At 54.3% G+C, this 22990-nt stretch carries 24 protein-coding genes; 10 read left to right on the top strand and 14 right to left on the bottom strand.

The window, feature by feature from the left end; translation table 11 throughout:
• Positions 1-15: 15 nt before the first annotated feature.
• Positions 16-684: a methionine ABC transporter permease gene (locus SK50_RS12145; RefSeq protein ID WP_017384621.1), complete on the bottom strand. Its 669-nt coding sequence runs from the start codon at positions 682-684 to the stop codon at positions 16-18.
• On the bottom strand, positions 677-1699 hold the full coding sequence (locus SK50_RS12140; protein ID WP_045334085.1) for a methionine ABC transporter ATP-binding protein: 1023 nt from the start codon (positions 1697-1699) through the stop codon (positions 677-679). Before SK50_RS12140 ends, SK50_RS12145 begins: the two co-directional genes overlap by 8 nt.
• A gap of 399 nt (positions 1700-2098) precedes the next feature.
• On the opposite strand from SK50_RS12140, the gene SK50_RS12135 reads away from it, so the two are divergent.
• The 4 genes from SK50_RS12135 to lpp all read left to right on the top strand — a co-directional run bounded on the left by SK50_RS12135 (position 2099) and on the right by lpp (position 6974).
• Complete coding sequence (locus SK50_RS12135; RefSeq protein ID WP_048229486.1) at positions 2099-3469, top strand: pyridoxal-phosphate dependent enzyme; 1371 nt, start codon at positions 2099-2101, stop codon at positions 3467-3469.
• A 12-nt stretch (positions 3470-3481) separates the two neighbouring features.
• A complete protein-coding gene (locus SK50_RS12130; protein ID WP_017693564.1) occupies positions 3482-4627 on the top strand; it encodes a trans-sulfuration enzyme family protein in 1146 nt (381 codons plus the stop codon).
• Between the two features lie 376 nt (positions 4628-5003).
• Positions 5004-6425, top strand: a complete 1422-nt coding sequence (pykF, locus tag SK50_RS12125) for a pyruvate kinase PykF (protein ID WP_015570703.1) — start codon at positions 5004-5006, stop codon at positions 6423-6425.
• Positions 6426-6737: 312 nt separating this feature from the next.
• Complete coding sequence (gene lpp / locus SK50_RS12120) at positions 6738-6974, top strand: murein lipoprotein Lpp (protein WP_001082307.1); 237 nt, start codon at positions 6738-6740, stop codon at positions 6972-6974.
• A 60-nt stretch (positions 6975-7034) separates the two neighbouring features.
• Here lpp and SK50_RS12115 read toward each other — a convergent pair whose 3' ends face one another.
• From SK50_RS12115 to sufA, 7 genes are all read right to left on the bottom strand, one after another.
• Positions 7035-8048 (bottom strand): L,D-transpeptidase LdtE, encoded by a 1014-nt coding sequence (locus SK50_RS12115; RefSeq protein ID WP_032648093.1) that lies wholly within the window; start codon positions 8046-8048, stop codon positions 7035-7037.
• A gap of 97 nt (positions 8049-8145) precedes the next feature.
• Positions 8146-8562 (bottom strand): cysteine desulfuration protein SufE, encoded by a 417-nt coding sequence (sufE, locus tag SK50_RS12110; protein ID WP_015570705.1) that lies wholly within the window; start codon positions 8560-8562, stop codon positions 8146-8148.
• A gap of 14 nt (positions 8563-8576) precedes the next feature.
• A complete protein-coding gene (gene sufS / locus SK50_RS12105; RefSeq protein WP_045344243.1) occupies positions 8577-9797 on the bottom strand; it encodes a cysteine desulfurase SufS in 1221 nt (406 codons plus the stop codon).
• A complete protein-coding gene (gene sufD / locus SK50_RS12100; protein WP_039270943.1) occupies positions 9794-11065 on the bottom strand; it encodes a Fe-S cluster assembly protein SufD in 1272 nt (423 codons plus the stop codon). The genes sufS and sufD overlap by 4 nt, the downstream gene beginning before the upstream one ends.
• The gene (sufC, locus tag SK50_RS12095) at positions 11040-11786 is read right to left on the bottom strand and encodes a Fe-S cluster assembly ATPase SufC (RefSeq protein ID WP_039270946.1); all 747 of its coding nucleotides are present in this window, start codon (positions 11784-11786) and stop codon (positions 11040-11042) included. Before sufC ends, sufD begins: the two co-directional genes overlap by 26 nt.
• A gap of 9 nt (positions 11787-11795) precedes the next feature.
• Positions 11796-13286 (bottom strand): Fe-S cluster assembly protein SufB, encoded by a 1491-nt coding sequence (sufB, locus tag SK50_RS12090; protein ID WP_045344241.1) that lies wholly within the window; start codon positions 13284-13286, stop codon positions 11796-11798.
• An 8-nt stretch (positions 13287-13294) separates the two neighbouring features.
• Positions 13295-13663: a Fe-S cluster assembly scaffold SufA gene (gene sufA, locus SK50_RS12085; protein WP_003857741.1), complete on the bottom strand. Its 369-nt coding sequence runs from the start codon at positions 13661-13663 to the stop codon at positions 13295-13297.
• 496 nt (positions 13664-14159) lie between these two features.
• Between sufA and SK50_RS12075 the strand changes: the two genes are divergently transcribed.
• Positions 14160-14519 carry a hypothetical protein gene (locus SK50_RS12075; protein ID WP_017693570.1) on the top strand — a complete coding sequence of 120 codons (360 nt, stop codon included), beginning with the start codon at positions 14160-14162 and terminating at the stop codon, positions 14517-14519.
• Between the two features lies 1 nt (position 14520).
• Positions 14521-14973, top strand: coding sequence for a DUF3828 domain-containing protein (locus tag SK50_RS12070; RefSeq protein ID WP_017384630.1), 453 nt, complete (start codon positions 14521-14523; stop codon positions 14971-14973).
• Positions 14974-15082: 109 nt separating this feature from the next.
• On the opposite strand, the gene SK50_RS12065 is transcribed toward SK50_RS12070, so the two are convergent.
• Both SK50_RS12065 and SK50_RS12060 read right to left on the bottom strand, forming a co-directional pair.
• Positions 15083-15811: a MerR family transcriptional regulator gene (locus SK50_RS12065; RefSeq protein ID WP_017384631.1), complete on the bottom strand. Its 729-nt coding sequence runs from the start codon at positions 15809-15811 to the stop codon at positions 15083-15085.
• Between the two features lie 188 nt (positions 15812-15999).
• The gene (locus SK50_RS12060; RefSeq protein WP_015570710.1) at positions 16000-17220 is read right to left on the bottom strand and encodes a diguanylate phosphodiesterase; all 1221 of its coding nucleotides are present in this window, start codon (positions 17218-17220) and stop codon (positions 16000-16002) included.
• A 339-nt stretch (positions 17221-17559) separates the two neighbouring features.
• Between SK50_RS12060 and ycgZ the strand changes: the two genes are divergently transcribed.
• From ycgZ to fdhF, 4 genes are all read left to right on the top strand, one after another.
• Positions 17560-17799 (top strand): regulatory protein YcgZ, encoded by a 240-nt coding sequence (ycgZ, locus tag SK50_RS12055; protein WP_048229484.1) that lies wholly within the window; start codon positions 17560-17562, stop codon positions 17797-17799.
• Between the two features lie 4 nt (positions 17800-17803).
• Positions 17804-18124 carry a hypothetical protein gene (locus SK50_RS12050; protein ID WP_015570712.1) on the top strand — a complete coding sequence of 107 codons (321 nt, stop codon included), beginning with the start codon at positions 17804-17806 and terminating at the stop codon, positions 18122-18124.
• 29 nt (positions 18125-18153) lie between these two features.
• Entirely contained in the window at positions 18154-18432 is a 279-nt protein-coding gene (locus SK50_RS12045; RefSeq protein WP_003857748.1) for a biofilm/acid-resistance regulator YmgB/AriR, read from the top strand.
• A 188-nt stretch (positions 18433-18620) separates the two neighbouring features.
• Complete coding sequence (fdhF, locus tag SK50_RS12040) at positions 18621-20771, top strand: formate dehydrogenase subunit alpha (RefSeq protein WP_047642391.1); 2151 nt, start codon at positions 18621-18623, stop codon at positions 20769-20771.
• 52 nt (positions 20772-20823) lie between these two features.
• On the opposite strand, the gene SK50_RS12035 is transcribed toward fdhF, so the two are convergent.
• The 3 genes from SK50_RS12035 to SK50_RS12025 are packed head-to-tail and all read right to left on the bottom strand — an operon-like array spanning position 20824 to position 22990.
• Positions 20824-21477, bottom strand: a complete 654-nt coding sequence (locus tag SK50_RS12035; protein ID WP_045344237.1) for a helix-turn-helix transcriptional regulator — start codon at positions 21475-21477, stop codon at positions 20824-20826.
• 41 nt (positions 21478-21518) lie between these two features.
• Positions 21519-22031, bottom strand: coding sequence for a fimbrial protein (locus SK50_RS12030; protein ID WP_026080715.1), 513 nt, complete (start codon positions 22029-22031; stop codon positions 21519-21521).
• An 11-nt stretch (positions 22032-22042) separates the two neighbouring features.
• Positions 22043-22990, bottom strand: coding sequence for a fimbrial protein (locus SK50_RS12025; RefSeq protein WP_048229481.1), 948 nt, complete (start codon positions 22988-22990; stop codon positions 22043-22045).

Genomic DNA, 22990 nt, shown 5'->3' with positions numbered 1-22990 from the left:
TCCTGTGTGTATTTATTAGCGTTTATCTAACAGTGAAGTAATGGCATCGCCGCAGAACTGGATAATGAACACGATGATCAGAATGGTCACCGTTGCCACCAGCGTGACGTCACCATGGTTGCGCTGGAATCCTTCCAGATAAGCCAGATTTCCCAAACCGCCGGCACCTATCACCCCTGCCATTGCGCTGTAGCTCACCAGCGCAATCAGCGTCACCGTCATACCTGAAACCAGTGCGGGTGAAGATTCCGGCAATAAAACCCGAAACACTAACGTGCTCAGCCGCGCGCCCATCGAACGCGTGGCCTCAATGACTCCTTTGTCTACTTCTCGCAAGGCAATCTCGACCAGACGGGCGTAGAACGGCGCCGCGCCCACAATCAGGGCGGGCAGCGCAGCGTTAGCGCCGAGAATGGTCCCCACAACGGTCTTGGTGAACGGGATCAGCAGAACGATGAGAATGATGAACGGAATCGAGCGGAACACGTTCACCACAATCGACATCACGCTGTAGACCGTGCGGTTGTGGAATAACCCGCCGCGGGCGGTTAAAAACAGCGCCAGACCGAGCGCGATCCCCAGGACAAACGTCGCCACGCCGGAAAGCGCGGTCATGTAAAGCGTCTCCTGGGTTGCAGCCCAAAGCTGATCCCACTTCAGGTGCGGAAAGAGTTCTTCAGCCATGCTTGATTACCTCGCCTTCAATATCGCTTTGCTTCAGGTCGGCGAGGATATTGTTCAGTTGTTCGTCCGATGCCACCACGTGCACCCAGAGCTGCCCGAAAACACCGTGGGCGGTTTGCGTCATTTTGCCGTGCAGGATGTTAAACGGCAGGCCGTAGCGCAGGGTCAGTTCACCGACGATCGGCCTGTGCGTGCTGTGCCCGGTGAAGGTCAGCCTGATCACCGTGCCTTCCAGATCGTTTGCCAGTTCGGTATTGAAGGTCTCTTCCTCCGCGTACTGGCTCACCTGGCGGACAAACTGCCGGGTGATCGGCTGCTGCGGACGCGTAAACACGCTCAGCACGTCCCCCTCTTCCACCACCTTGCCGTTTTCCATCACCGCCACGCGGTCGCAGATTTTGCGCACCACGTGCATCTCATGCGTAATGAGTACGATGGTCAGGTTAAAGCGACGGTTAATGTCCAGGAGCAGATCGAGGATCTGATCGGTGGTCTGCGGATCCAGCGCCGAGGTGGCTTCGTCACACAGCAGTACGTCCGGATGATTGGCCAGCGCGCGGGCAATGCCCACACGTTGTTTTTGCCCGCCGCTCAGCTGGGATGGGTAGGCATTCTCGCGCCCCTTCAGGCCGACCAGCTCCACCAGCTCGGCAACGCGAGCCTGAATTTGCGCTTTTGGCACACCGGCAATTTGCATTGAAAAGGCGATATTTTCCTTCACCGTGCGCGACCAAAGCAGGTTAAAGTGCTGGAACACCATGCTGATTTTCAGGCGTGCCTGACGCAGCGCTTCTCCCTTCGCGGCGGAGATATCCTGACCGTTAATGGTGACGCTGCCGGCGCTGGGCTTTTCCAGACCGTTCAGCAGACGGATCAGCGTACTTTTCCCGGCCCCGCTGTAACCGATGATCCCGTAAATCTGTCCCTGTTCTATCGTCAGGTTGACGTTATCTACGGCTGTCAGCGCCTGTTTCCCGTTGTCAAAAACCTTCGAAATATTGCTGAGTACAATCATTCTTATTCGTTATCCGTTTCGCATATAGCGGTTTAGCAGTATGGATGTCCAAAAGATAGTAAACAGCCGTTATCAGCTTTTAAATGACCAAAAAAGAATTTCTTATAATGCTCAGGAATAAGCAGCGAACTGGCGGGTGAAAAGCATTTAGATGAATATCAGCAATAATTATCTGCCATTTGCATATCAGGTCTTACTCACCCGACGAAATCGGCTAATTTTGCAGCACTTTATGCGGATATAGCCATCCTCACATCCGGACAACTTTACGTCTTGCTGTCTTTCCATCTGAAAACACAAGGATTATTCCTTTCCGTTCTAAAACTCAGTGAAAGGTTCTTTATTGAGAAAATTTCATGGTTCTATCATCCGGTCATCACCCCTTCACAGGACATGACCATGACGCTTTACCACTCCGTCACCGAACTGATTGGCCGTACGCCGCTCATCCAGCTGCACAAGCTGGACACCGGCCCCTGCTCGCTGTTTCTGAAGCTGGAAAACCAGAATCCCGGCGGCTCGATTAAAGACCGCGTCGCGCTGTCGATGATTAATGAAGCCGAGCGTACGGGCCAGCTACGGCCCGGCGGCACCATTATTGAAGCCACGGCGGGGAACACCGGCCTGGGGCTGGCGTTGATTGCGGCGCAGAAGGGCTACTCGCTGATCCTGGTGGTGCCGGACAAAATGAGCCGCGAGAAGATTTTCCACCTGCGCGCGTTAGGGGCGCAGGTCGTGCTGACCCGTTCAGATGTGAATAAAGTGCATCCGGCCTACTACCAGGATTATGCCCGGCGGCTGGCGAACGAACTGCCAGGCGCGTTTTATATTGATCAGTTCAATAACGCGGCCAATCCGCTGGCGCACCGCACCACTACCGCACCGGAACTGTTTGAACAGCTTGACGGCCAGATCGATGCCATCGTCGTCGGCGTGGGGTCCGGCGGTACGCTGGGCGGCTTACAGGCGTGGTTTGCAGAACATTCGCCGCAGACGGAATTTGTGCTTGCCGATCCGGCCGGGTCGGTGCTGGCGGACCAGGTTGAGACCGGACGCCATCACGATGCCGGATCGTGGCTGGTTGAGGGGATTGGCGAAGACTTTATCCCTCCGCTGGCGCACATCGAAGGGGTTAACCGCGCCTGGCGCATTACCGATGGCGAGGCGTTCACCACCGCCCGCGATCTGCTAAAAACGGAAGGGATCCTGGCGGGCTCTTCCACCGGCACGCTGCTGGCGGCGGCGCTGAAATATTGCCAGGCGCAGACTACGCCAAAACGTGTGGTCACCTTCGCCTGCGACAGCGGCAATAAATACCTCTCGAAGATGTTCAACGACGACTGGATGCGCCAGCAGGGGCTGATTTCGCGTCCGCAGGCAGGCGATCTCTCGGACTATATTGCCCTGCGCCACGATGAAGGCGCGACGGTGACTGCCGCCCCGGACGACACGCTTTCCACCGTGCTGGCCCGCATGCGCCTGTACGACATCTCCCAGCTGCCGGTGCTCGATAACGACAAGGTCGTCGGCATCATCGACGAGTGGGACCTGCTGCGACACATCGGGGGAGATGCCGATCGCTTCTCTCTCCCCGTGACGGCGGCCATGACGCGTCAGGTCGAATATCTGGATAAGCAGGCCCCGGAGAGCGCCCTGTACGCCATCTTTGACCGTGGCCTGGTGGCGATTATTTATGACGAAGATCGCTTTCTGGGTCTAATCACACGCAGTGATGTACTCACCGCCTGGCGTAACCGCCTGACAAAATAAAAGGAGCAAAAGATGAAAAACCTGGCCACCCTCAGCGTTCACAGCGGTGAGTATCACGACCCGCACGGCGCCGTGATGCCGCCAATTTACGCCACGTCGACGTTTGCGCAACCGGCACCGGGTGAACATACCGGCTACGAATACTCCCGGAGCGGCAATCCAACCCGCCACGCGCTGGAGACCGCCATCGCCGAACTGGAAGGCGGCACGCGCGGGTACGCTTTCGCGTCAGGGCTGGCAGCCATTTCCACCGTGCTCGAACTGCTGGATAAAGACAGCCATATCGTCGCCATTGACGACGTGTATGGCGGTACGTATCGCCTGATCGAAAACGTGCGCAAGCGCAGCACCGGGTTACAGGTGAGCTGGGTTAAGCCGGACGATGTAGCCGGGCTTGAGGCCGCCATTCGCCCGGACACCCGCATGATCTGGGTGGAAACGCCAACGAACCCGCTGCTGAAACTGGCCGACCTGGAGGCCATCGCGGACATTGCCCGGCGCCATAATGCGATCAGCGTGGCGGATAATACCTTCGCCTCCCCGGTCATTCACCGGCCGCTGGAGGCGGGGTTCGATATAGTGGTCCACTCCGCCACTAAATATCTCAACGGTCATTCAGACGTGGTTGCCGGGCTGGCTGTTGTCGGGGCAAATAAGGATCTCGCGGAGCGTCTGGGCTATCTGCAAAACGCGGTTGGCGGCGTTCTGGATCCGTTCAGCAGTTTCCTGACGCTGCGGGGGATTCGCACCCTCTCTCTGCGCGTTGAGAAGCACAGCGCCAACGCACTGGCAATTGCGCAATGGCTGGAGCAGCATCCGCAGGTAGACCGCGTGTTCTATCCCGGGCTGGCGTCACATCCCCAGTATGCGCTGGCACGCAGACAAATGGCGCTGCCGGGCGGCATGATCTCCGTTGTGATTAAAGGCGATGTGCAACGCGCGGCAGAGGTGATCCGTCATCTTACGCTCTTTACCCTGGCGGAAAGTCTGGGCGGTGTGGAGAGTCTGGTGAGCCAGCCCTACAGCATGACCCACGCCTCCATACCTCTGGCGCAGCGTCTTGCAAACGGCATTGTGCCGCAGCTTATCCGCCTGTCGGTGGGGATTGAGGATGCGAAGGATCTGATCGCCGACCTTCAGCAGGCGCTGGAAAAGTGAGCAAAAAACGGCGGGCGTTGCGCCTGCCGTCATAAGATGACATTAGACCTTAACGCCTTGATAACAAACTTATGTGAATCTGCACAGATTGTTTTGAAACGCTGTTTCCATTTTCCTTTTTACTGTAAATCAGCGTATAATGCGCGCCAAATCCCTGGTGAATGGTTTCAGCGCTTGGAATACAAAAAACAACGTACAACTTCTCCTCTCCTTCGTTGGGCTGGCACTCAGGCACACTTTCTTCTGCACGCTCATTTGATGTCACCTATTCTTAGTGCGTGTCATATACTCTTTCGCAACACAGGTTTGACTCCGCGGCGGTGCGCCCCCGGAGCGAGATTTCCATATCCTTCCCAACTTAAAGACTAAGACTGTCATGAAAAAGACGAAAATTGTTTGTACTATCGGCCCGAAAACCGAATCCGAAGAGATGCTGAGCAAAATGCTGGATGCCGGCATGAACGTGATGCGTCTGAACTTCTCCCACGGCGACTATGCTGAACACGGTCAGCGTATTCAGAACTTGCGCAACGTGATGAGCAAGACCGGGAAAAAAGCGGCAATCCTGCTCGACACCAAAGGTCCTGAAATCCGCACCATCAAACTGGAAGGCGGTAACGACGTTTCCCTGAAAGCGGGCCAGACCTTCACCTTCACCACCGACAAATCCGTTGTAGGTAATAACGAAATCGTTGCCGTGACCTACGAAGGCTTCACCAGCGATCTGTCCGTTGGCAACACCGTGCTGGTAGATGACGGCCTGATCGGCATGGAAGTGACGGCGATCGAAGGTAACAAGGTTATCTGTAAAGTGCTGAACAACGGCGATCTGGGCGAAAACAAAGGCGTTAACCTGCCGGGTGTGTCCATTGCTCTGCCAGCGCTGGCTGAAAAAGACAAACAAGACCTGATCTTCGGCTGCGAACAAGGCGTGGACTTCGTTGCTGCCTCCTTTATCCGTAAACGTTCTGACGTGGTTGAGATCCGTGAGCACCTGAAAGCGCACGGCGGCGAGAACATTCAGATCATCTCCAAGATCGAAAACCAGGAAGGCCTGAACAACTTCGACGAAATCCTCGAAGCGTCTGACGGTATCATGGTTGCGCGCGGCGACCTGGGCGTAGAAATCCCGGTTGAAGAAGTGATCTTCGCGCAGAAGATGATGATCGAGAAATGTGTTCGCGCGCGTAAAGTGGTTATCACCGCAACGCAAATGCTGGACTCCATGATCAAAAACCCACGCCCTACCCGCGCTGAAGCAGGCGACGTGGCAAACGCCATCCTCGACGGTACCGATGCCGTTATGCTGTCTGGCGAATCTGCAAAAGGGAAATACCCTCTGGAAGCGGTCGGCATCATGGCGACCATCTGTGAGCGTACCGACCGCGTGATGAAAAGCCGTCTGGATTACAACAACGACAGCCGTAAACTGCGCATTACCGAAGCCGTGTGCCGTGGTGCGGTAGAAACCGCTGAGAAACTGGAAGCCCCACTGATTGTCGTGGCGACCCAGGGCGGTAAATCTGCGCGTGCCGTGCGTAAATACTTCCCGGATGCGACCATTCTGGCGCTGACCACCAACGAAACCACCGCGCGTCAGCTGGTGCTGAGCAAAGGCGTGATCCCACACCTGGTGAAAGAGATTGCCTCTACCGATGATTTCTATCGTCTGGGTAAAGAAGTGGCTCTGGAACTGGTTGATTGTGGCCTGGCCCAGAAAGGCGACGTGGTGGTTATGGTTTCTGGCGCGCTGGTTCCAAGCGGCACCACCAACACTGCATCTGTCCACGTGCTGTAATATTTCACGAACAAATTATTGTTTTGTTAAAAAGCGTCCTTCGGGGCGCTTTTTTTATTCCCGCCTTTAACCAGAACTATTCAAAAAGCAAATCGGGTTTTTCTATTTAATCGCGATTTATCTAAGATGAATCCGATGAAAAATGCCTTTTTTAACATAGCTTTTTCGTCAAAATTGCCGATTTCGTTGCTTCTTTGAGCGAACGATCAAAAATAGGCGTAATCCCATCAAAAAAATATTCTCAACCCAAAAAACTTTGTGTAATACTTGTAACGCTACATGGAGATTAACTCAATCTAGAGGGTATTAATAATGAATCGTACTAAACTGGTACTGGGCGCGGTAATCCTGGGTTCTACTCTGCTGGCAGGTTGCTCCAGCAACGCTAAAATCGATCAGCTGTCTTCTGACGTTCAGACTCTGAACGCTAAAGTTGACCAGCTGAGCAACGACGTGAACGCAATGCGTTCCGACGTTCAGGCTGCTAAAGACGACGCAGCTCGCGCTAACCAGCGTCTGGACAACCAGGCTACTAAATACCGTAAGTAATAGTACCTGTTAATAAAATGGCGCACATTGTGCGCCATTTTTTTTGCCTTCGTCAAACCTCTACTGAAGCGCTTTCTCTCCCTCGCCTTCCGCCACCGCCGCTGAGACACGACTGTTCTGTACCGACAGGACAGAATTGCTGGCTGAAGAACCACTGCCTGCTGACACGGCAACCGGGATCCCCGCTCTGCGCGCCAGGGCCTTGTCGATTTGCGTTTTATCGCTACCTGACTCCGCTGCAAAGGCGGTAAACGCCGCCGAGTGCGTGAACGGCACCGTCTGTGGGTTTTCGCCCTCAGCCTGCGCCAGCGGCCTGTGCACCTCGATATAACGTTTGCCGTCCGGCTCGACGGAGAACTTCACCGGCTCATTGATGATCTGCACCCGCGTGCCGACGCGCACTTGCTCAAACAACGCTTTGATATCGGGCGCGTTCATCCGCATACAACCCGAGCTGACCCGCAGCCCTACGCTGTCCGGCGCGCTGGTGCCGTGAATAAGATATTCCCCATTCCCGATACCCAGACGAAGCGCAAAGCGCCCCAGCGGGTTATTTGGCCCTGCGGGTACCACAGGCGGCAGTTTAATGCCCTGGGCCAGTGAGCGCGCTCTGATGCCCGCTGTGGGGGTCCAGGTAGGGTTAGGGATTTTCTGACTCACACGGGTGGTGCTGACCGGTGTTTCCAGCCCAAGCTGACCAATACCCAGCGGATAGACCTGCACGATATTTTCGCCAGGCGGATAGAAGTAAAGACGCAGCTCCGCCAGATTCACCACAATGCCCTCACGCTCGGTGTCCGGCAGTAGCATCTGGGAAGGGATGGTAATGACCGTTCCTGGCGCAGGGTTCACCGGAGCAATGGTATTATTGGTTTCAAGGATCAGCTGTGCGGCGGTATTAAAGCGACGAGCGATAGACTGAAGTTTATTGTCACCTTCCTGAATGGTGTATGTCTGGTTTTGCCCAATCAGGCGGCTGCCTGCGGGCGGTAAAGGATAATCAACCGCCCAGGCTGAATTAACAGCACTGAGCGAACCAAGGAGTAATAGAGTTATTAGAGATGCGCGCTTCATGCTGAGATTCCTTATTCACTGACCAAACGTCAGAAAGCTGAAAAACCAGCGAGGTGGAAACCACCTCGCGAAACAGAATGAATGCTGTTCTGTCAGTTTAGCTAAGGATTGCGGCTTTGGCGCGTATGGCGCGGATCATCGCTTCCAGTCCCTGGGATCGGGACGGGGTGAGGTGCTGGGTTAAGGCCATTTTTTCAAACCACGGGCGAACGTCAAAGGCGACAATATCCTGCGCCGACATCTGGTGATAAAGAATAAATACGACGGCAATAAGCCCCTTCACAATGGCGGCATCGCTGTCACCCTGTAATTGAATTACGCCTTCGTCCGTCTGCTGCATCAGGATCCAGACCTGGCTCTGGCAGCCCTGAATGATGTTGTCCGGGTTATGCGCCTCTTCGCTGAGCGGCGGCAGGCGCTGACCCAGCTCGATGATATAAAGGTATTTCTCTTCCCAGTTTGCGCAACGCCCAAAGTTGCGCAGCAATTTATCTCTGTCCGGCAAATCTGCCATCTCTCGCCTCTCCGTTAGCCAAGCAGCTGGTGAATACGTTTTAGTCCCGCCACCAGTCTGTCGACCTCTTCCGTTGTGTTGTACATCACCAGCGATGCGCGGCACATAGCCGGTACCTGATAATACGCCATCAGCGGCATCGCGCAGTGATGCCCGGTACGCACGGCGACGCCGTAATTATCAAGGAAACTGCCCACATCATAGGCGTGATGCTTGCCGAGGTTGAAGGCTATCACACCCAGACGGTCAGCAGGGCCATATAAGGTCAGTTCCGGGACGCTGGCCAGCTCCTGCAAGGCATAATGCATCAGCTGCTGTTCGTACTCCTGAATCGCCGCCAGCCCCGTTTCAGTGACGTAGCTAATGGCCGCGCCCAGCCCGATGATCCCGCCCGTGTTGGGCGTACCCGCCTCGAAGCGCCAGGGCGCACGGGCGTAGGTTGTGCCGTCCGTCAGGCTGACGGTGGCGATCATTGACCCGCCCCCTTCCCACGGCGGCATGGCCTGGAGAATGTCCTCTTTCACATACAACACGCCGATGCCCGTCGGGCCATACAGCTTGTGCCCGGAGAAGACGTAGAAATCGCAGTCCAGGGCCTGAACGTCAACCGCATGGTGCATCACCGCCTGGGCGCCATCAATCAACACTTTCGCACCGGCCTGATGGGCTTTGTCGACGATCAGCGCCACCGGATTTTCCGTCCCCAGCACGTTTGAAACGTGGGTCACCGCCACCAGCCGCGTTCTGTCGTCCAGCAGGGCGTCCAGCTTTTCCAGCTGGAGCGTGCCGTCTTCATTCAGGGGGATCACCCGCAGTTGCGCCCCCACACGCTCACAGAGCATCTGCCAGGGCACGATGTTGGCGTGGTGCTCCATCTGGGTGATGATGATGTTATCCCCCGCGTGCACCTGCGCATTGCCCCAGCTGTTAGCCACCAGGTTGATCCCTTCGGTGGTGCCACGCACAAACACCAGCTCTTCCGGCGAACGCGCGTTGAGGAAGGCCGCAACCTGCGTGCGCACGTTTTCCATGCGCTGGGTCGCCTCGGCGCTCAGGGTGTGGATCCCGCGATGTACCGCCGCATAACCGTGGCGATAAAACTCGGCTTCCGCATCCACCACCTGATTTGGTTTTTGCGCGCTGGCCGCACTGTCGAGATAGGCCAGCGGCAGACCGTTCACTTCACGGGTCAGTACCGGAAAATCTGCCCGGACTTTCTCTACGGGAAATGTCATGCTTCGCCTCCAGGCAGCCGCTGACCGATACGGGCCAGCACCTGCTGTTTAAGTCCGCCATCGGGCAGCGCTTCCGTCAGCTCAGCCGCAAAGGCGTAAATAATCATCTTTTGCGCGGCCTGCTGGTCTATCCCGCGCGAGCGCAGGTAGAACATCTGCTCATCGTCAATACGCCCGACCGTCGCCCCGTGGCTGCATTTCACGTCGTCCGCATAAATTTCCAGCTGTGGTTTGGTGTCCACCTCTGCCAGACGTCCCAGCAAGAGGTTGTTGTTGGTCATCTGCCCGTCAGTTTTGATGGCGTGCTGCGCCACGTTTATCAGGCCGTTAAACACCGCACGTCCTTTGTCGCTGACGATGGTTTTGTGCAGCTGACGGCTGTTGCAGTAGCCTTTGTTATGCTCAAGCCAGGTGCGCGTGTCGCACACTTCTGACTTCACTGGCATCGCCAGGCTGTTAATACGTAGCGTAGTGTTTTCACCGTTCAGCTGGGTGCTGGTATTGTGGCGCAGCACCGCGCCGCCAAGCAGGAAGCTGTGGCTGTACGCCGCGGCATCCTGGCCCAGCAGAATATCGTTGTGGGCGAAGTGGTGACTGAGAGGATTCTCAAACGCCAGCTTGATGTGGTGCAGCTGAGCATTGGCCGCCACGTTCATCGTCAGACGCGAACCGGTAAAATGACGGGTGTCGTTAAGGCTGACGTAATGCTCGATCACCGTCGCCTCCGCCCCTTCTGCCAGCTCAAGATGGTGGCGATAGTGGGCGGTGTTAATCTCATCACCCTCAACGCCCTGGGTGATATGCATCAGCAGCAGCGGTTTCGCCGGACGCTGGTTACGCTTAACGCGAATATGGGTGACAGATTGCGACAGGCTCTCTGTCAGGTGCAGGAAGACTTCAGGCTGAACGGGCGCGTTCAGCGACTGTCGTTCATCGTTAATGACGATATCGAACCCGCTCTCCTGCACGCTTTCGCTCAGCTCCGCACGGAACAGACCGTCGACAAACACCAGACGCACGGCATCCACGCTCAGCGCCAGCCTGTCGCGCTGATCGGGGCTGACCTGCGCCAGACGGGTGACAAACTCGCCGTTCAGCAGGCCATCCAGCGGGGTATATTTCCAGTTCTCATGTTTACGCGTCGGTAAACCGAGACGCAGCATCTGCTGGAGATGGTGCTGAGCCTGTTCAGAGCGCGCTCCACCCTGCGCTTCAAACAGCCGGTGCCACTGCTGAAGTGCATTACTGCTGTTCGGTAAGCCAGCCATAACCCTGCTCCTCCAGTTGTTTAACCAGCGTAAAGTCACCGGATTTCACAATGCGTCCCTGGTAAAGCACGTGGACATAGTCCGGTTTGATGTAGTCCAGAATTCGCTGATAGTGAGTCACGATGATAAATGAGCGGTTGCCGTCACGCAGGGAGTTCACCCCGTCGGCAACGATCTTCAGGGCATCGATATCCAGCCCTGAATCGGTCTCATCGAGAATGCACAGCGCCGGTTCCAGAACCGCCATTTGCAGAATATCGTTACGTTTCTTCTCACCGCCGGAGAAACCCACGTTTACCGAGCGGGTCAGCAGATCTTCCGGCATTTTCAGCAGCTTGATCTTCTCTTCAATCAGATCCTGGAAGTCAAAGCGATCCAGCGCCTCAAGGCCGCGATACTTGCGCACCGCGTTCAGCGCGGTTTGCAGGAAGAACTGGTTGCTGACGCCCGGAATTTCCACCGGATACTGGAAGGCCATAAAGATGCCCTCGCCGGCACGCTCTTCCGGCGACATCTCCAGCAGATCTTTGCCGTTAAACTCAACGGAGCCGCTGGTAACTTCATAATCTTCGCGTCCTGCCAGCGTCGCTGAAAGCGTACTTTTCCCGGAGCCGTTTGGCCCCATGATGGCGTGAACTTCACCCGGTTTGACGTCAAAATTGAGGCCACGCAGGATCTCTTTCTCTTCCACGCTAACCTGTAAATCTTTAATGCTTAACATGTGCTTTCCTTAACCGACGCTGTGTTCAAGACTAATGGCGAGGAGTTTCTGGGCTTCAACGGCAAATTCCAGCGGCAGTTCAGAGAACACGTCCTTACAGAAGCCGTTAACGATCATTGAAATCGCATCTTCTTCACTGATCCCGCGTTGCAGGCAGTAGAAAAGCTGATCTTCACCAATACGTGACGTAGTTGCCTCATGCTCAAGCTGGGCGCTGTTATTGCGGCATTCGACATACGGGAAGGTATGCGCCCCGCAGTCCGCGCCAATCAGCATGGAGTCACACTGGGTGAAGTTACGCGCGTTGGTAGCCGTCGGCATGATTTTCACCAGCCCGCGATAGCTGTTTTGGCTGTGACCGGCAGAGATCCCTTTGGAGATGATGGTCGATTTGGTGTTTTTACCGATGTGGATCATCTTGGTGCCGGTATCGGCCTGCTGATGACCGCTGGTCAGCGCCACGGAGTAAAACTCACCGATGGAGTTGTCGCCGCGCAGAATACAGCTCGGGTATTTCCAGGTAATGGCGGAGCCGGTTTCTGACTGCGTCCAGGACATTTTGCTGTTTTCGCCTTCGCACAGCGCGCGTTTGGTGACGAAGTTCAGAATACCACCGGTGTTGCCGTCGCCCGGGAACCAGTTCTGTACCGTAGAGTACTTCACTTCCGCATCTTTATGGATGATCACCTCTACCACCGCCGCGTGCAGCTGGTAGCTGTCGCGCACAGGAGCGGAGCACCCTTCGATGTAGCTAACGTAGCTGCCTTCATCGGCCACCAGGATGGTGCGTTCAAACTGGCCGGTTTTTTCCGCATTGATGCGGAAATAGGTCGAGAGCTCCATCGGGCAGCGCACGCCTTTCGGCACGTAGATAAAGGTGCCGTCTGACGCCACCGCCGCATTCAGTGCCGCGAAGAAGTTATCGTTACTCGGCACCACGGTACCAATATACTTTTTCACCAGCTCGGGGTGATCGTGAATGGCTTCACCAAAGGAACAGAAAATGATCCCCTGCTCCGCCAGTTTTTCACGGTAGGTGGTTGCCACCGAGACGGAGTCAAAAATGGCGTCTACCGCCACCTCTTTGCCTTCGCGCACGGGCACGCCGAGCTGATTAAACGCCTCTTCCACCTCTTTACTCAGGAAGCTGTTCTCCGCGCCGGTTTGCTGAACGGCACCAGGTTGCGAGGCACAGGTATCATCACAGCTGCCGCAGGAGGGCGCGGAGTAGTAGCTATAATCCTGATAGTTCAGCTTATCGTATTGCGCTTTCAGCCAGTGGGGTTCTTCCATCTCCAGCCACGCGCGGAATGCGCTCAGGCGAAACTCCAGCATCCACTCCGGCTCGTTACGTTTCGCCGAAATGGCGCGCACGACCTCTTCGTTGATGCCTTTCGCCAGCTCATCGGTTTGCAGCTGCGTGAAGAAACCCTCTTTATAGTTGAGGTGTCCGCCGCTCCAGGTGTTTACATCACTCGTTGCTTCAGTATTACGAGACATAGTACCGCCTATACCCCAAAGCTTTCGCCGCAGCCGCATTCGTTCTGGGCTTTCGGGTTATGAAATTTGAATAACTGGTTTAAACCTTCCCGAACGTAGTCGACTTCGGTTCCATCGATAAACGGCATCGCCTGTAGCGCGACGTATAACTTTGCACCGTCGGTTTCAAAGACCAGATCGTCCTTTTCAGGTTCGGTTACGGTATCCAGCACGTAGCCAAATCCCGCGCAGCCAGTCTGCTTAACGCCTAAGCGTACGCCGAGGATGTCGGGATTTTTTGCCACCAGCTCATGAATATGCGCCGCCGCCGCGGGCGTCAGCGTTAAACCACGCCAGGCAAAATCGGCCGGATTGAAGGTTTCTGAATGCAGTTCCATAGGTCCACCTCATCTGATAAGCCACCAGGGCATAACACCATGTTAGTGATAACGATTATCACTTCAACCCCCTACGAGCAGGGGCTTTGGGCTAAACCGCCCTTTTTGGCTACTTTCATTAAGCATAGACCCTGTGACGGGATGCGGATGGGATGGTTAGATTTGTTCAATGCATTGATAAATAATGCATTTCATAAGAAAGGCGGTAAGGTGACGGGCAATGATAAAAATTGTATTGGAAATACCTATTTTTGAGATAGCTAAAGTACGCGCAGGCACCATATACATTTTTTACGTATGCCTCCCCCTTAAGACAGGTTCTTTTTAATCCTTTTTTGCCTTACCTGGGCGCGCATAAAGACGTTTGATGGATAAGTTAACCATTATTTATCAGTCTGATAGTGGTTAAATTCCGATCATGATTAATTACATAAACTCATCCCTTTTCGGCGTAATGTTTCCCTTGTTAACCATTTATTCAATAAGGGATTAAATTATGTGGAGTGCCCATAAAGCCGCAGTTCATGCTCGCCAGCATGCAGGTCAGTATAGCCAGAAAAGATGTGCAGAATTTGTTTCAAAATCCATTCGCGCCGGCGGTGCTAATCTACAGAACACACATTATGCTAAGGATATGAAAAGCAATTTAATTCTGGCGGGCTTCCACCAGGTTTACGGTGAGCCTGTTGAGGGCGATGTGGCGGTGATCCAGCCCACTGCGCACCACCCATATGGCCACGCTTGCATCTATGGTGGGAACGGCGTCTGGTACTCTGATTTTGTTCAGCGAACAATGTATCCGGGAAAGGAATACCGGGAATTAAAGCCAGCATATGCAATTTACAGGCATGACTGACATGAAAAAAATAATTCTGGCGATCCTGCTTCTGCCCACTCTCGCATCCGCTGCACAGAAGTTCCCCCCTGAGGTATCCGCTGCCCTTCAGTTTAATAAGTGGTACATCTCGCAAATTATTATCGGGAAAGAGCCCCTGAAAAACTATGAAGCGCTGAGGCCATATGTAACCCGCGAAACTATCAGCAAACTCAAAGCCATGGATAAGCTGGATCCAGATGAATATGACGTGCCTGACGTCGATATGTTCATCAAGGCTCAGGGATATGAAGATGACTGGGGCATCGTCAGTGCGCGGGCGCTGGATTACGATGCCGCCTGTATGCAGGTTTATATCTCATTCGGCAAAAAGCGGGATCACACCGTGATTGACTGCATGGTCAAGGAAGATGGCGTGTGGAAAGTTGAATCCGTGGCCAGTATGAATATTTCAGACAACCTGATGATGGAATAAACCGACGATATGACAGGGGTACTGATGCTATGCATCTTCGCGGATACCCCTGTCGTATCGCCAGAAGGCAAAATCCCGCACTGGCGGTTTACCGTTGCCCCCCTTAACATCAGTGATGGAACGAAACGGCGAAACCCTGTTCACGCCAGTGGTCGAGCTGCTCCTGTTGACGAGGCGTAGGCGCTTTACCGGTCCAGACGAAGATTTTTTGCCCGGGGAAGAGTTCAGGACGTGGAGAATCAATCGGCTCAGCCAGCACGTCGATATGCCAGCCTTTGTAGGCAAGACGGGCCGCTTCCAGCCACAAATGCGTACGGTCGTCGCACTCCCACCCAATCAGCAGCGCATCCTTACCTGCTTTTTTTCGCGACTCACCCAGGCTTGCAACGGCAAACTCAATCAGGACACCGTCCAGCAGGCTCGCCATGTGGCGCACCGTATTCTGGTCCTGGTTCATTCGCTGCCGCACAGGGGTGATGATGTTATCTATCAGAACATCCATCGCATGGTCACGGCGGAACTCGCCGATTTTGGCGCGCAGTTTTGCCGGATTGGCATAGCGCAGAACGGTTAACATCTCTTCCTGAAAAGATGCCCAGTTCCCCTGAGTCATTACTTCTGTATTTTCAAGAAGCGCTTTTACTTTACCGACCGAAACACCCGTTTTCATCAGGCGTTTGATCTCTTCGATACGCAGGATATCTTCATCGTCAAACTGACGATGACCCCCTTCGCTTCGCTGCGGCTTCAACAATCCATAACGGCGCTGCCAGGCACGCAGCGTAACGGGGTTGATACCGCATCGTTCGGCCACTTCGCCGATACTGTAATAGGCCATTAACTCCCTCACGCACAATACTTCCATACCTAACCAAACCAACCTTATCAGATTGTACAAATCATTTGTATAACTAACTCCTCGTTCTGAGACAAGTGAATGGCTCAATGAACCACTCACTCGTTAATGTATTGTTGTATAAATTTAGCCGTACGTACAGGTCACTTTTAAGAGTTACGTACAGGTTTTTATAAATCGTACTTTTTCTCGGGCCAGGCAATCGCCGGTATGCCCCCCAGGCGCGGGCTGGCGAAAAGGTGCCCCTGGAACTGAGAAATCCCGGCAGATTCCAGCCACATCCACTCTTCAGCCAGCTCTACGCCTACCGCACAGAACAGAATTTCCAGGGAGGCGCAGCATTTAATAATTGACTGAATGATCGCCTGACGCGGGCCGCTCTTGTGCACGTTGGCAATCAAATCACGGTTGATCTTGATTCTGTCCGGCTGAAACTGGGCCAGCAGTTGCAGACCGGCGAATCCCGCGCCAAAGTGATCGATGGCCACGCTGATCCCGGCGCTTTTAAGCTGTCTGACCGCGCTGGTGAACTCTTCGAAGCGCGAGATCGCCTCGCTCTCGGTGAACTCGACCACAATTTGCTCCGGCACAAAACCGTTCGCCTCAATTGCCGTCAGTAAAAAATCGACGGCGCCAGGAACATTGACCAGCGTCATCGGCAGCAGATTAATGGACAACGTTTGAGTCTGTAGGCCCAGCGCGCTGGCCATCGACAAAGCCACCTGTTTACTCTTCAGATCCGATTCGTACAGCGCCTCACGCGACAGGTTGGCAAAATAGCTTTCCGGGGACTCACCGGACGGCGTGCGGATCAGGGCTTCCCAGGAAACTACCTGCTGCATAAACGGATCGACGATAGGTTGAAATGCGAAACTACAGTCCGCGCCCTTTGCCACTACTGTCGGCTGGGAGGATAACGGCGTATTTTCGGTGACAAACTCCCAGGCGTCAGCCGGAGGCAGCTCAAAGTAGTTGGCTTTTTCAGTGGCCTCAACGAAGGTGCGGAAAAATTGCAGGGCGCGATCGTTATAGGTCAGCTGATAGCGCGTTGTGCCTTTATCGAGTACCTGTTGCAGCACTTCGTCGGTATCGTACTGACGAAGGTCAAAGAGCTCCATACCCACGTTGCCAAAACGTCTTGAAGGCCCGTGATCGCTTAACAATTCGACCACGTTGTGATGCCGTGGGTCACGGCAGATGAGCTCATAGATCTCCTTAACGTTATCAGCGGGCCCTTCAAGTAACTGAAAAAAGTGTGTGCCGTTAAACAGCAAAATCCCCGTCACATCGAACTGGCGATTTCTACAATTTGCAGCAGCGACCATGTCTTCCAGCGCTTTCACTGGAACGTCCTCGCAGATATGACTGCGGTAAATGATGGTTGTGAGCATGCTAATCCTGAAGATTGAGGGGGTGACCACGAAAACACGTGGGGAAAACTCTGTTATAGCACATTAATTGCCCAACAAATAATTTACATCTCAACGATTTACACGGCTTTTTTGCGTCATTTACGGGCTTGTACAACTCTGCGACGCCGCTTCGGATTGTACAATATATCTTGTGAATACCGCAGTAAATCGTATAAGAATAAGCGCCTGATAAATAATGATTTTATAAAATATATTATAAAATATTTAAAAAATTGTACATTTTAAATGTACAGATTTGAAAATTATGTATACCTTAAATGTAACGTTACTGATTACGAAAATTTACAGGAGCGAAACATGCAGCAGAACGGACACCTCGCAGACTCGGCAACAGCGATTGCGCAGTATTTCGAAAAAGCCGCGCTTCCAACCCAACAGGAAACATTGGGTCAGGTTGTTGTTGAAATCCTTAGCGGCGGGCGAAATCTGAATCGCAAATCGCTCTGCACAAAACTGTTGAGTCGCCTTGAAAAGGCCAATGGCCCGGAAGAGGAACATCATTATCACATGCTTCTTGGCCTGCTCTTCGAACGTTAATGTCATGAACAGCAGTGATGCGGACAGACTGATCGACAAGCTTATTGGAGAAGCCGCTCTTTCACTTTTGAAGGAGCGCGGTCCCGTGACGACCGAGGGATTGGTTCAGCGTCTGCGTAACATGCAAGCATATGAAACGGATCCCCAGCGGCGGGAGACATTAGCGCGAGTGATAGCTGACATCAGCTCTGGCACGGTCGCTTTTAAAGGTCGCAGAACCGCACAAGGACGAATACAGAGAGAGGGATCTCTCAAAAATAACCGAGACAATGTAGTGCCGTTATTTGGAAATGGAAAACCGTCCGATCCTAAAAAGATACATTGACTACAACTTTACAGCTACGGTGAGAACAAATGAGACAAAATATTCAGCTTCAACCCGAATACCACTCCGCCTTTTTAGATAGCGCGTTGTCGGAGTATTTCCGTCACGCAGGCGATCGCTTTGCTGAAGAGTCTGCCATTTTTTCGACTGCGGTTCGTTGTGTTCTTGCTTCCGAAGGTCATTTGACCAACAAAGCGATCATTCTCTGGCTAATCCAGACGTTGGAATCCACCGACGATGTCGTTAAGGCGGATGTGATCCGCAAGACGCTGGAAATTGTCGTCGGTTACACCATGGACGATCTTTAACGCCTCCCCCATCCCTACGGATAGCGTGTCATCGTCAATTCTGACGAACAGACTGACGATGACACACCCTCTCTCCACAAACGCCCTGTTAATCAAGAACGCTGAATGTGGCATGGATCCTGCTTAGTCCGCTAAGGGACTGGGCTTTCCAGTAAACATTGCTTCATTTCTTAACAGGTCTGTTATTGATGAAAAAAATCGCCAGCGTCTGCCCCTACTGCGGTGCAGGCTGCAAACTAAACCTCGTCGTTAAAAATAACCGGATTATCCGTGCCGAAGCCGCTGATGGCGTAACCAATCAAGGCACGCTTTGCCTGAAAGGGTTCTACGGCTGGGACTTTCTTAACGACACACGGCTGCTTACCCCCCGTCTGACGCAGCCCATGATCCGCTACAGCAAAGGCGAGGCCTTTACCCCTGTTACTTGGGAAGAGGCCATTCGTTATACCGCTCACAGGCTTAAAAGCATCAAAGAACAGTATGGCCCTCGGTCCATTATGACCACGGGTTCCTCACGGGGAACGGGCAATGAGACCAACTATGTGATGCAAAAATTTGCCCGTGCGGTGCTGAATACTAACAACGTCGACTGCTGCGCCCGCGTCTGTCACGGTCCGTCCGTTGCCGGTTTACAGGAGACCCTCGGCAACGGCGCCATGAGCAATTCCATTAACGATATTGAAAACTCAAAATGCCTGCTGGTATTCGGCTATAACTGCGCCGACTCTCACCCCATCGTCGCCCGACGCGTGCTTAAAGCACGTGAAAATGGCGCTAAAATCATCGTCTGCGATCCGCGTCATATTGAAACGGCACGCATTGCCGATCTTCATCTTCAGCTAAAAAATGGCAGTAACATGGCGCTGGTCAATGCCTTTGGCTATGTCCTGCTGGAAGAGGAACTGTACGACAAAAACTACGTTGCCCGCTTTACCGAAGGGCTTGAGGCGTACCGGCTGACGGTAAAAGATTACGCACCCGAGCAGGTTGAACATCTGACGGGGATCCGCGCGCGGGATGTTCGTCAGGCAATGCGCATGTTCGCAGCGGCGCCTTCAGCAACGGTGATGTGGGGGATGGGCGTCACGCAGTTTGGTCAGGCGGTCGATGTGGTGAAAGGTCTCTCCAGCCTGGCGCTGCTGACCGGCAACCTGGGCCGCCCTGCCGTCGGCGTGGGTCCGGTTCGCGGGCAAAATAACGTTCAGGGTGCCTGCGATATGGGCGTTCTGCCCAATATGTTCCCCGGCTACCAGGACGTCACTGACCCGGCGGTCAGACTGAAATTTGCCGATGCGTGGAAAATCAATGTCAACCGGATGGACGATCGCGTCGGGACGCGTATCACCGAAGTGCCGCATCTCGCGCTGGAAGGAAAGATCAAAGCGTATTACATCATGGGGGAAGATCCGCTTCAGACAGAAGCCGATCTGGGACTGGTCCGCCGCGGCTTTGAGGCGCTCGATTTTGTGGTGGTTCAGGACATCTTTATGACCAAAACGGCAGAGGTGGCTGACGTGCTGCTCCCTGCTACCTCATGGGGAGAGCACGCCGGCGTGTTCACCTGTGCCGATCGCGGCTTCCAGCGTTTCGGCAAAGCCATTGAGGCCAGCGGCAACGTGAAGCGCGACTGGGAGATCATCAGCCTGCTGGCCACGGAGATGGGTTATCCCATGCATTACGAGGATAACCAGCAGATCTGGGACGAAATACGCGAGCTGTGCCCCCTCTTCTACGGCGTGACCTACGAAAAAATGGGCGAGATGGGTCATGTGCAGTGGCCCTGTCCCACCCTCGATCATCCCGGCACTCCCTACCTGTACAAGGATAATCAGTTCGACACCCCCACTGGCAAAGGCCAGTTATTTGCCGCCCCCTGGCGCGCCCCGGCGGAGATACCGGATGCGGATTACCCGCTGGTACTGTGCACGGTGCGCGAAGTGGGTCACTACTCCTGTCGCTCAATGACCGGGAACTGCGCGGCGCTGCAAAGCCTGGCCGACGAGCCGGGCCGGGTGCAGATCAACCAGGCCGACGCGGATGAACGGGGGATTGCCGAGGGCCAGCTGGTCTGGGTACGTTCACGCCGGGGTAAAGTGATCACGCGCGCCAGCATCAGCGAGCGCATCAATGCGGGAGCAATCTATATGACCTACCAGTGGTGGATTGGCGCCTGTAATGAGCTGACGCAGGATAATCTCGACCCGATCTCCAGAACGCCGGAAACGAAATATTGCGCCGTGCAGCTGGAGGCGATCGAGGAACAGCGCTGGGCGGAGGATTTTGCGGCTTCCGCGTACCAGACCATGAAGACGCGGTTGATCGCTGCGGTTAACGTTTAAATGCATTGCCGGGTGGCGGCTATCGCTGCCCGGCCCGCTATCCGCTGCTGTTTTACGTTATCTGTTGTGCATAATTATTTTCCAGGTAATCGCGAAGCAGGTTCGGACGGCTCTTTTTCTCCATCAGCCTTCTCAACAGTACGATCAGCTCGTAATCGCTTCGCAGATTAAATTTCTGCATCATCATATATTTATGGGTAAAGACCGTTTTTTCGCTCATCTTCAACGCGTTCGCGGTCTGCACCACCGACAGCCCCCGGTAAAAATTGACCATAATACGAATCTGTTGCCGGGATAACCCTTTATGCTGGCAGTCGAAACAGGTCTTTTTATTCAACGTGTAACCTGGTAATTGCGTCCTGAACCACGCGATAAACAGAACGCCGCTAATACGATCAAGCGACGCTCGGCGCGGAAGAAAAATAATGTCCTGAAAGCAGGAAGGCAGCGCCGAAAAACGCAGCTCATCGTCGACGAGACCTAACACAATTCCTTTTTGCCGGGCCAGTAACTCCGGAAAACAGGTCAGCGTTTCCCCCTGACATAATGAAAGAACAATAATATCGGCCTGGCTGACGTTTTCATTGGTCAGCGCCAGGTGAAATGTGATGGAGCGATGAAAGTTATGCTTAAAAAAATCGTCGAAAAAGCTCTGTAGCCCAGCCTGAAAAAACAGATCCGTTTCCTGAATCAGAATATTTAACATAGTTCACACCAACGTCTTTAAAAAAGGCTTATCACCGGCATTCAGTTGTACTGCATCGTCATCACCACAACCGCATTGATGCTTCCCGGCGTGGCGCCTCCCGGCATGGATCTTACCGAGGCCAACATAGCCATTGTCGCGGTTCTGTCCGCGGCAATGGTCTGGGTCATGCTGGTGCCTGTTCCTTTAAGCGCGCCGGTTTGGGCATCGCGCATGGCTATCGCCACGTGCGTGGCCGAACCGCTGTTCATAAAATAGTCCGCGCCCGCCTCGGGATCGGGGCTGCCGGTGAAAGCGACGGTCACACTCTGCGTTCCCGTTGGGCACTGGGTAAACAGCAGACTGAAAGGCACCGGATCCGATGTTGAGCCCGGCGTCGCCATATTGGTTGCCTGAATATTGCCCAGGTTGACATCAAGGCTGTTACTGCCGCCATTAAATATGCACGGCGACGCAACGATATTTCCCGTCACACCGATGTTGACGCTATCAGCGGAGCATACCTTCCCGCTGAGTAAGGCAAGTAAAAGCAGTGTCCTGCATCTTATTTTCATCTTCTTACCTGCTACTGGTAGGTCAAATTAAGGGTGGCGGAGGCATTCGCTGAACCTGACTCCACGCGGGTTAACGTCTGGTAATACCGGGCCGTTAATGGCAACGTCTCTTGCCCCCCGGCAGACTGCCGCAAGAATAGTCGGCTGTTCATCACCAGCGGTGCACCGTTATAGATAAGCTGCACCCCCACCCCTTTCGCAGTGCCGGCATTTCCCTGCCCGGTTAAGGCCATCACGCTGGTATTGGCGCTGTCCGGGTTCTGTATTCCACTGAGCGAGACCGTAATATTGGTTCCGGCGGCGCAGGTCAGGCCCAGGTTTTGCGTGTTCTGTGCTCCCGCGGGCGTGGTGCCCACCGTGGAGCCGAACGCCGAGGCGGGAATATCCCCTATCGGAAACGTCAGCTGGGCCGTATTCACCGTGCACGCCAGCGCATTGATGGTGCCGGAGGTGAGCTGCGTGGTCAGACCGTCACGGTAGAGGCCATCGCTTCCCTGAAGCGTCACGACACCGATCGTCCCGGGGGTTAATGCCCCCGATGAGACCGGCCCCGTCACCACCAGCTCAATCCTCCCGCCGTACCAGTCCACATAGGAGGTCTGCGCAATGTACGAGAACGTATTGCTCGGGTTTTCAAAATAGCCGTTGGAAGAAAAGCGTATCCCTATCCCGCTGACGTTCGTGTTGTAAACATGGTTGCCGTAGCTGCTCAACGTGGCGCCGTTGTAGCGCAGGCTAAATCCCAGCATCAGCGGATTAGTACACCCGGTAAGATAGGAGCCTGTGGCTGACGCCGCGCCAGAAAATACCACCGTGCCGACAGGCGCATCGCGCTGCGCGTTGATCGTCCCCACGGACAGGGTGGAAAGCTGCGGGGTGATGGTGGTGCAGGTACCGGCACGAGCCATATTTGCCGCCGCGAGCAAACAGAGCAGCAGCATCGCGTTAAGACATTTCAT

It is taken from the genome of Enterobacter sp. BWH64, assembly GCF_001037645.1.
In the GTDB taxonomy this organism is placed as follows: domain Bacteria; phylum Pseudomonadota; class Gammaproteobacteria; order Enterobacterales; family Enterobacteriaceae; genus Enterobacter; species Enterobacter hormaechei_C.
This window is presented reverse-complemented; position numbering and strand designations above follow the sequence as displayed.

Bases quoted from the DNA above. Each gene is read 5' to 3' on its own strand.
- SK50_RS12115 (WP_032648093.1), bottom strand. From the start codon at position 8,048: ATGAAGCGCGCATCTCTAATAACTCTATTACTCCTTGGTTCGCTCAGT.
- SK50_RS12145 (WP_017384621.1), bottom strand. From the start codon at position 684: ATGGCTGAAGAACTCTTTCCGCACCTGAAGTGGGATCAGCTTTGGGCT.
- SK50_RS12140 (WP_045334085.1), bottom strand. From the start codon at position 1,699: ATGATTGTACTCAGCAATATTTCGAAGGTTTTTGACAACGGGAAACAG.
- SK50_RS12065 (WP_017384631.1), bottom strand. From the start codon at position 15,811: ATGGCCTATTACAGTATCGGCGAAGTGGCCGAACGATGCGGTATCAAC.
- SK50_RS12045 (WP_003857748.1), top strand. From the start codon at position 18,154: ATGAGACAAAATATTCAGCTTCAACCCGAATACCACTCCGCCTTTTTA.
- sufC (WP_039270946.1), bottom strand. From the start codon at position 11,786: ATGTTAAGCATTAAAGATTTACAGGTTAGCGTGGAAGAGAAAGAGATC.
- sufD (WP_039270943.1), bottom strand. From the start codon at position 11,065: ATGGCTGGCTTACCGAACAGCAGTAATGCACTTCAGCAGTGGCACCGG.
- ycgZ (WP_048229484.1), top strand. From the start codon at position 17,560: ATGCAGCAGAACGGACACCTCGCAGACTCGGCAACAGCGATTGCGCAG.
- SK50_RS12050 (WP_015570712.1), top strand. From the start codon at position 17,804: ATGAACAGCAGTGATGCGGACAGACTGATCGACAAGCTTATTGGAGAA.
- sufB (WP_045344241.1), bottom strand. From the start codon at position 13,286: ATGTCTCGTAATACTGAAGCAACGAGTGATGTAAACACCTGGAGCGGC.
- SK50_RS12035 (WP_045344237.1), bottom strand. From the start codon at position 21,477: ATGTTAAATATTCTGATTCAGGAAACGGATCTGTTTTTTCAGGCTGGG.
- fdhF (WP_047642391.1), top strand. From the start codon at position 18,621: ATGAAAAAAATCGCCAGCGTCTGCCCCTACTGCGGTGCAGGCTGCAAA.
- lpp (WP_001082307.1), top strand. From the start codon at position 6,738: ATGAATCGTACTAAACTGGTACTGGGCGCGGTAATCCTGGGTTCTACT.
- SK50_RS12135 (WP_048229486.1), top strand. From the start codon at position 2,099: ATGACGCTTTACCACTCCGTCACCGAACTGATTGGCCGTACGCCGCTC.
- SK50_RS12070 (WP_017384630.1), top strand. From the start codon at position 14,521: ATGAAAAAAATAATTCTGGCGATCCTGCTTCTGCCCACTCTCGCATCC.
- sufA (WP_003857741.1), bottom strand. From the start codon at position 13,663: ATGGAACTGCATTCAGAAACCTTCAATCCGGCCGATTTTGCCTGGCGT.
- sufS (WP_045344243.1), bottom strand. From the start codon at position 9,797: ATGACATTTCCCGTAGAGAAAGTCCGGGCAGATTTTCCGGTACTGACC.
- SK50_RS12060 (WP_015570710.1), bottom strand. From the start codon at position 17,220: ATGCTCACAACCATCATTTACCGCAGTCATATCTGCGAGGACGTTCCA.
- SK50_RS12030 (WP_026080715.1), bottom strand. From the start codon at position 22,031: ATGAAAATAAGATGCAGGACACTGCTTTTACTTGCCTTACTCAGCGGG.
- SK50_RS12025 (WP_048229481.1), bottom strand. From the start codon at position 22,990: ATGAAATGTCTTAACGCGATGCTGCTGCTCTGTTTGCTCGCGGCGGCA.
- SK50_RS12075 (WP_017693570.1), top strand. From the start codon at position 14,160: ATGTGGAGTGCCCATAAAGCCGCAGTTCATGCTCGCCAGCATGCAGGT.
- sufE (WP_015570705.1), bottom strand. From the start codon at position 8,562: ATGGCAGATTTGCCGGACAGAGATAAATTGCTGCGCAACTTTGGGCGT.
- SK50_RS12130 (WP_017693564.1), top strand. From the start codon at position 3,482: ATGAAAAACCTGGCCACCCTCAGCGTTCACAGCGGTGAGTATCACGAC.
- pykF (WP_015570703.1), top strand. From the start codon at position 5,004: ATGAAAAAGACGAAAATTGTTTGTACTATCGGCCCGAAAACCGAATCC.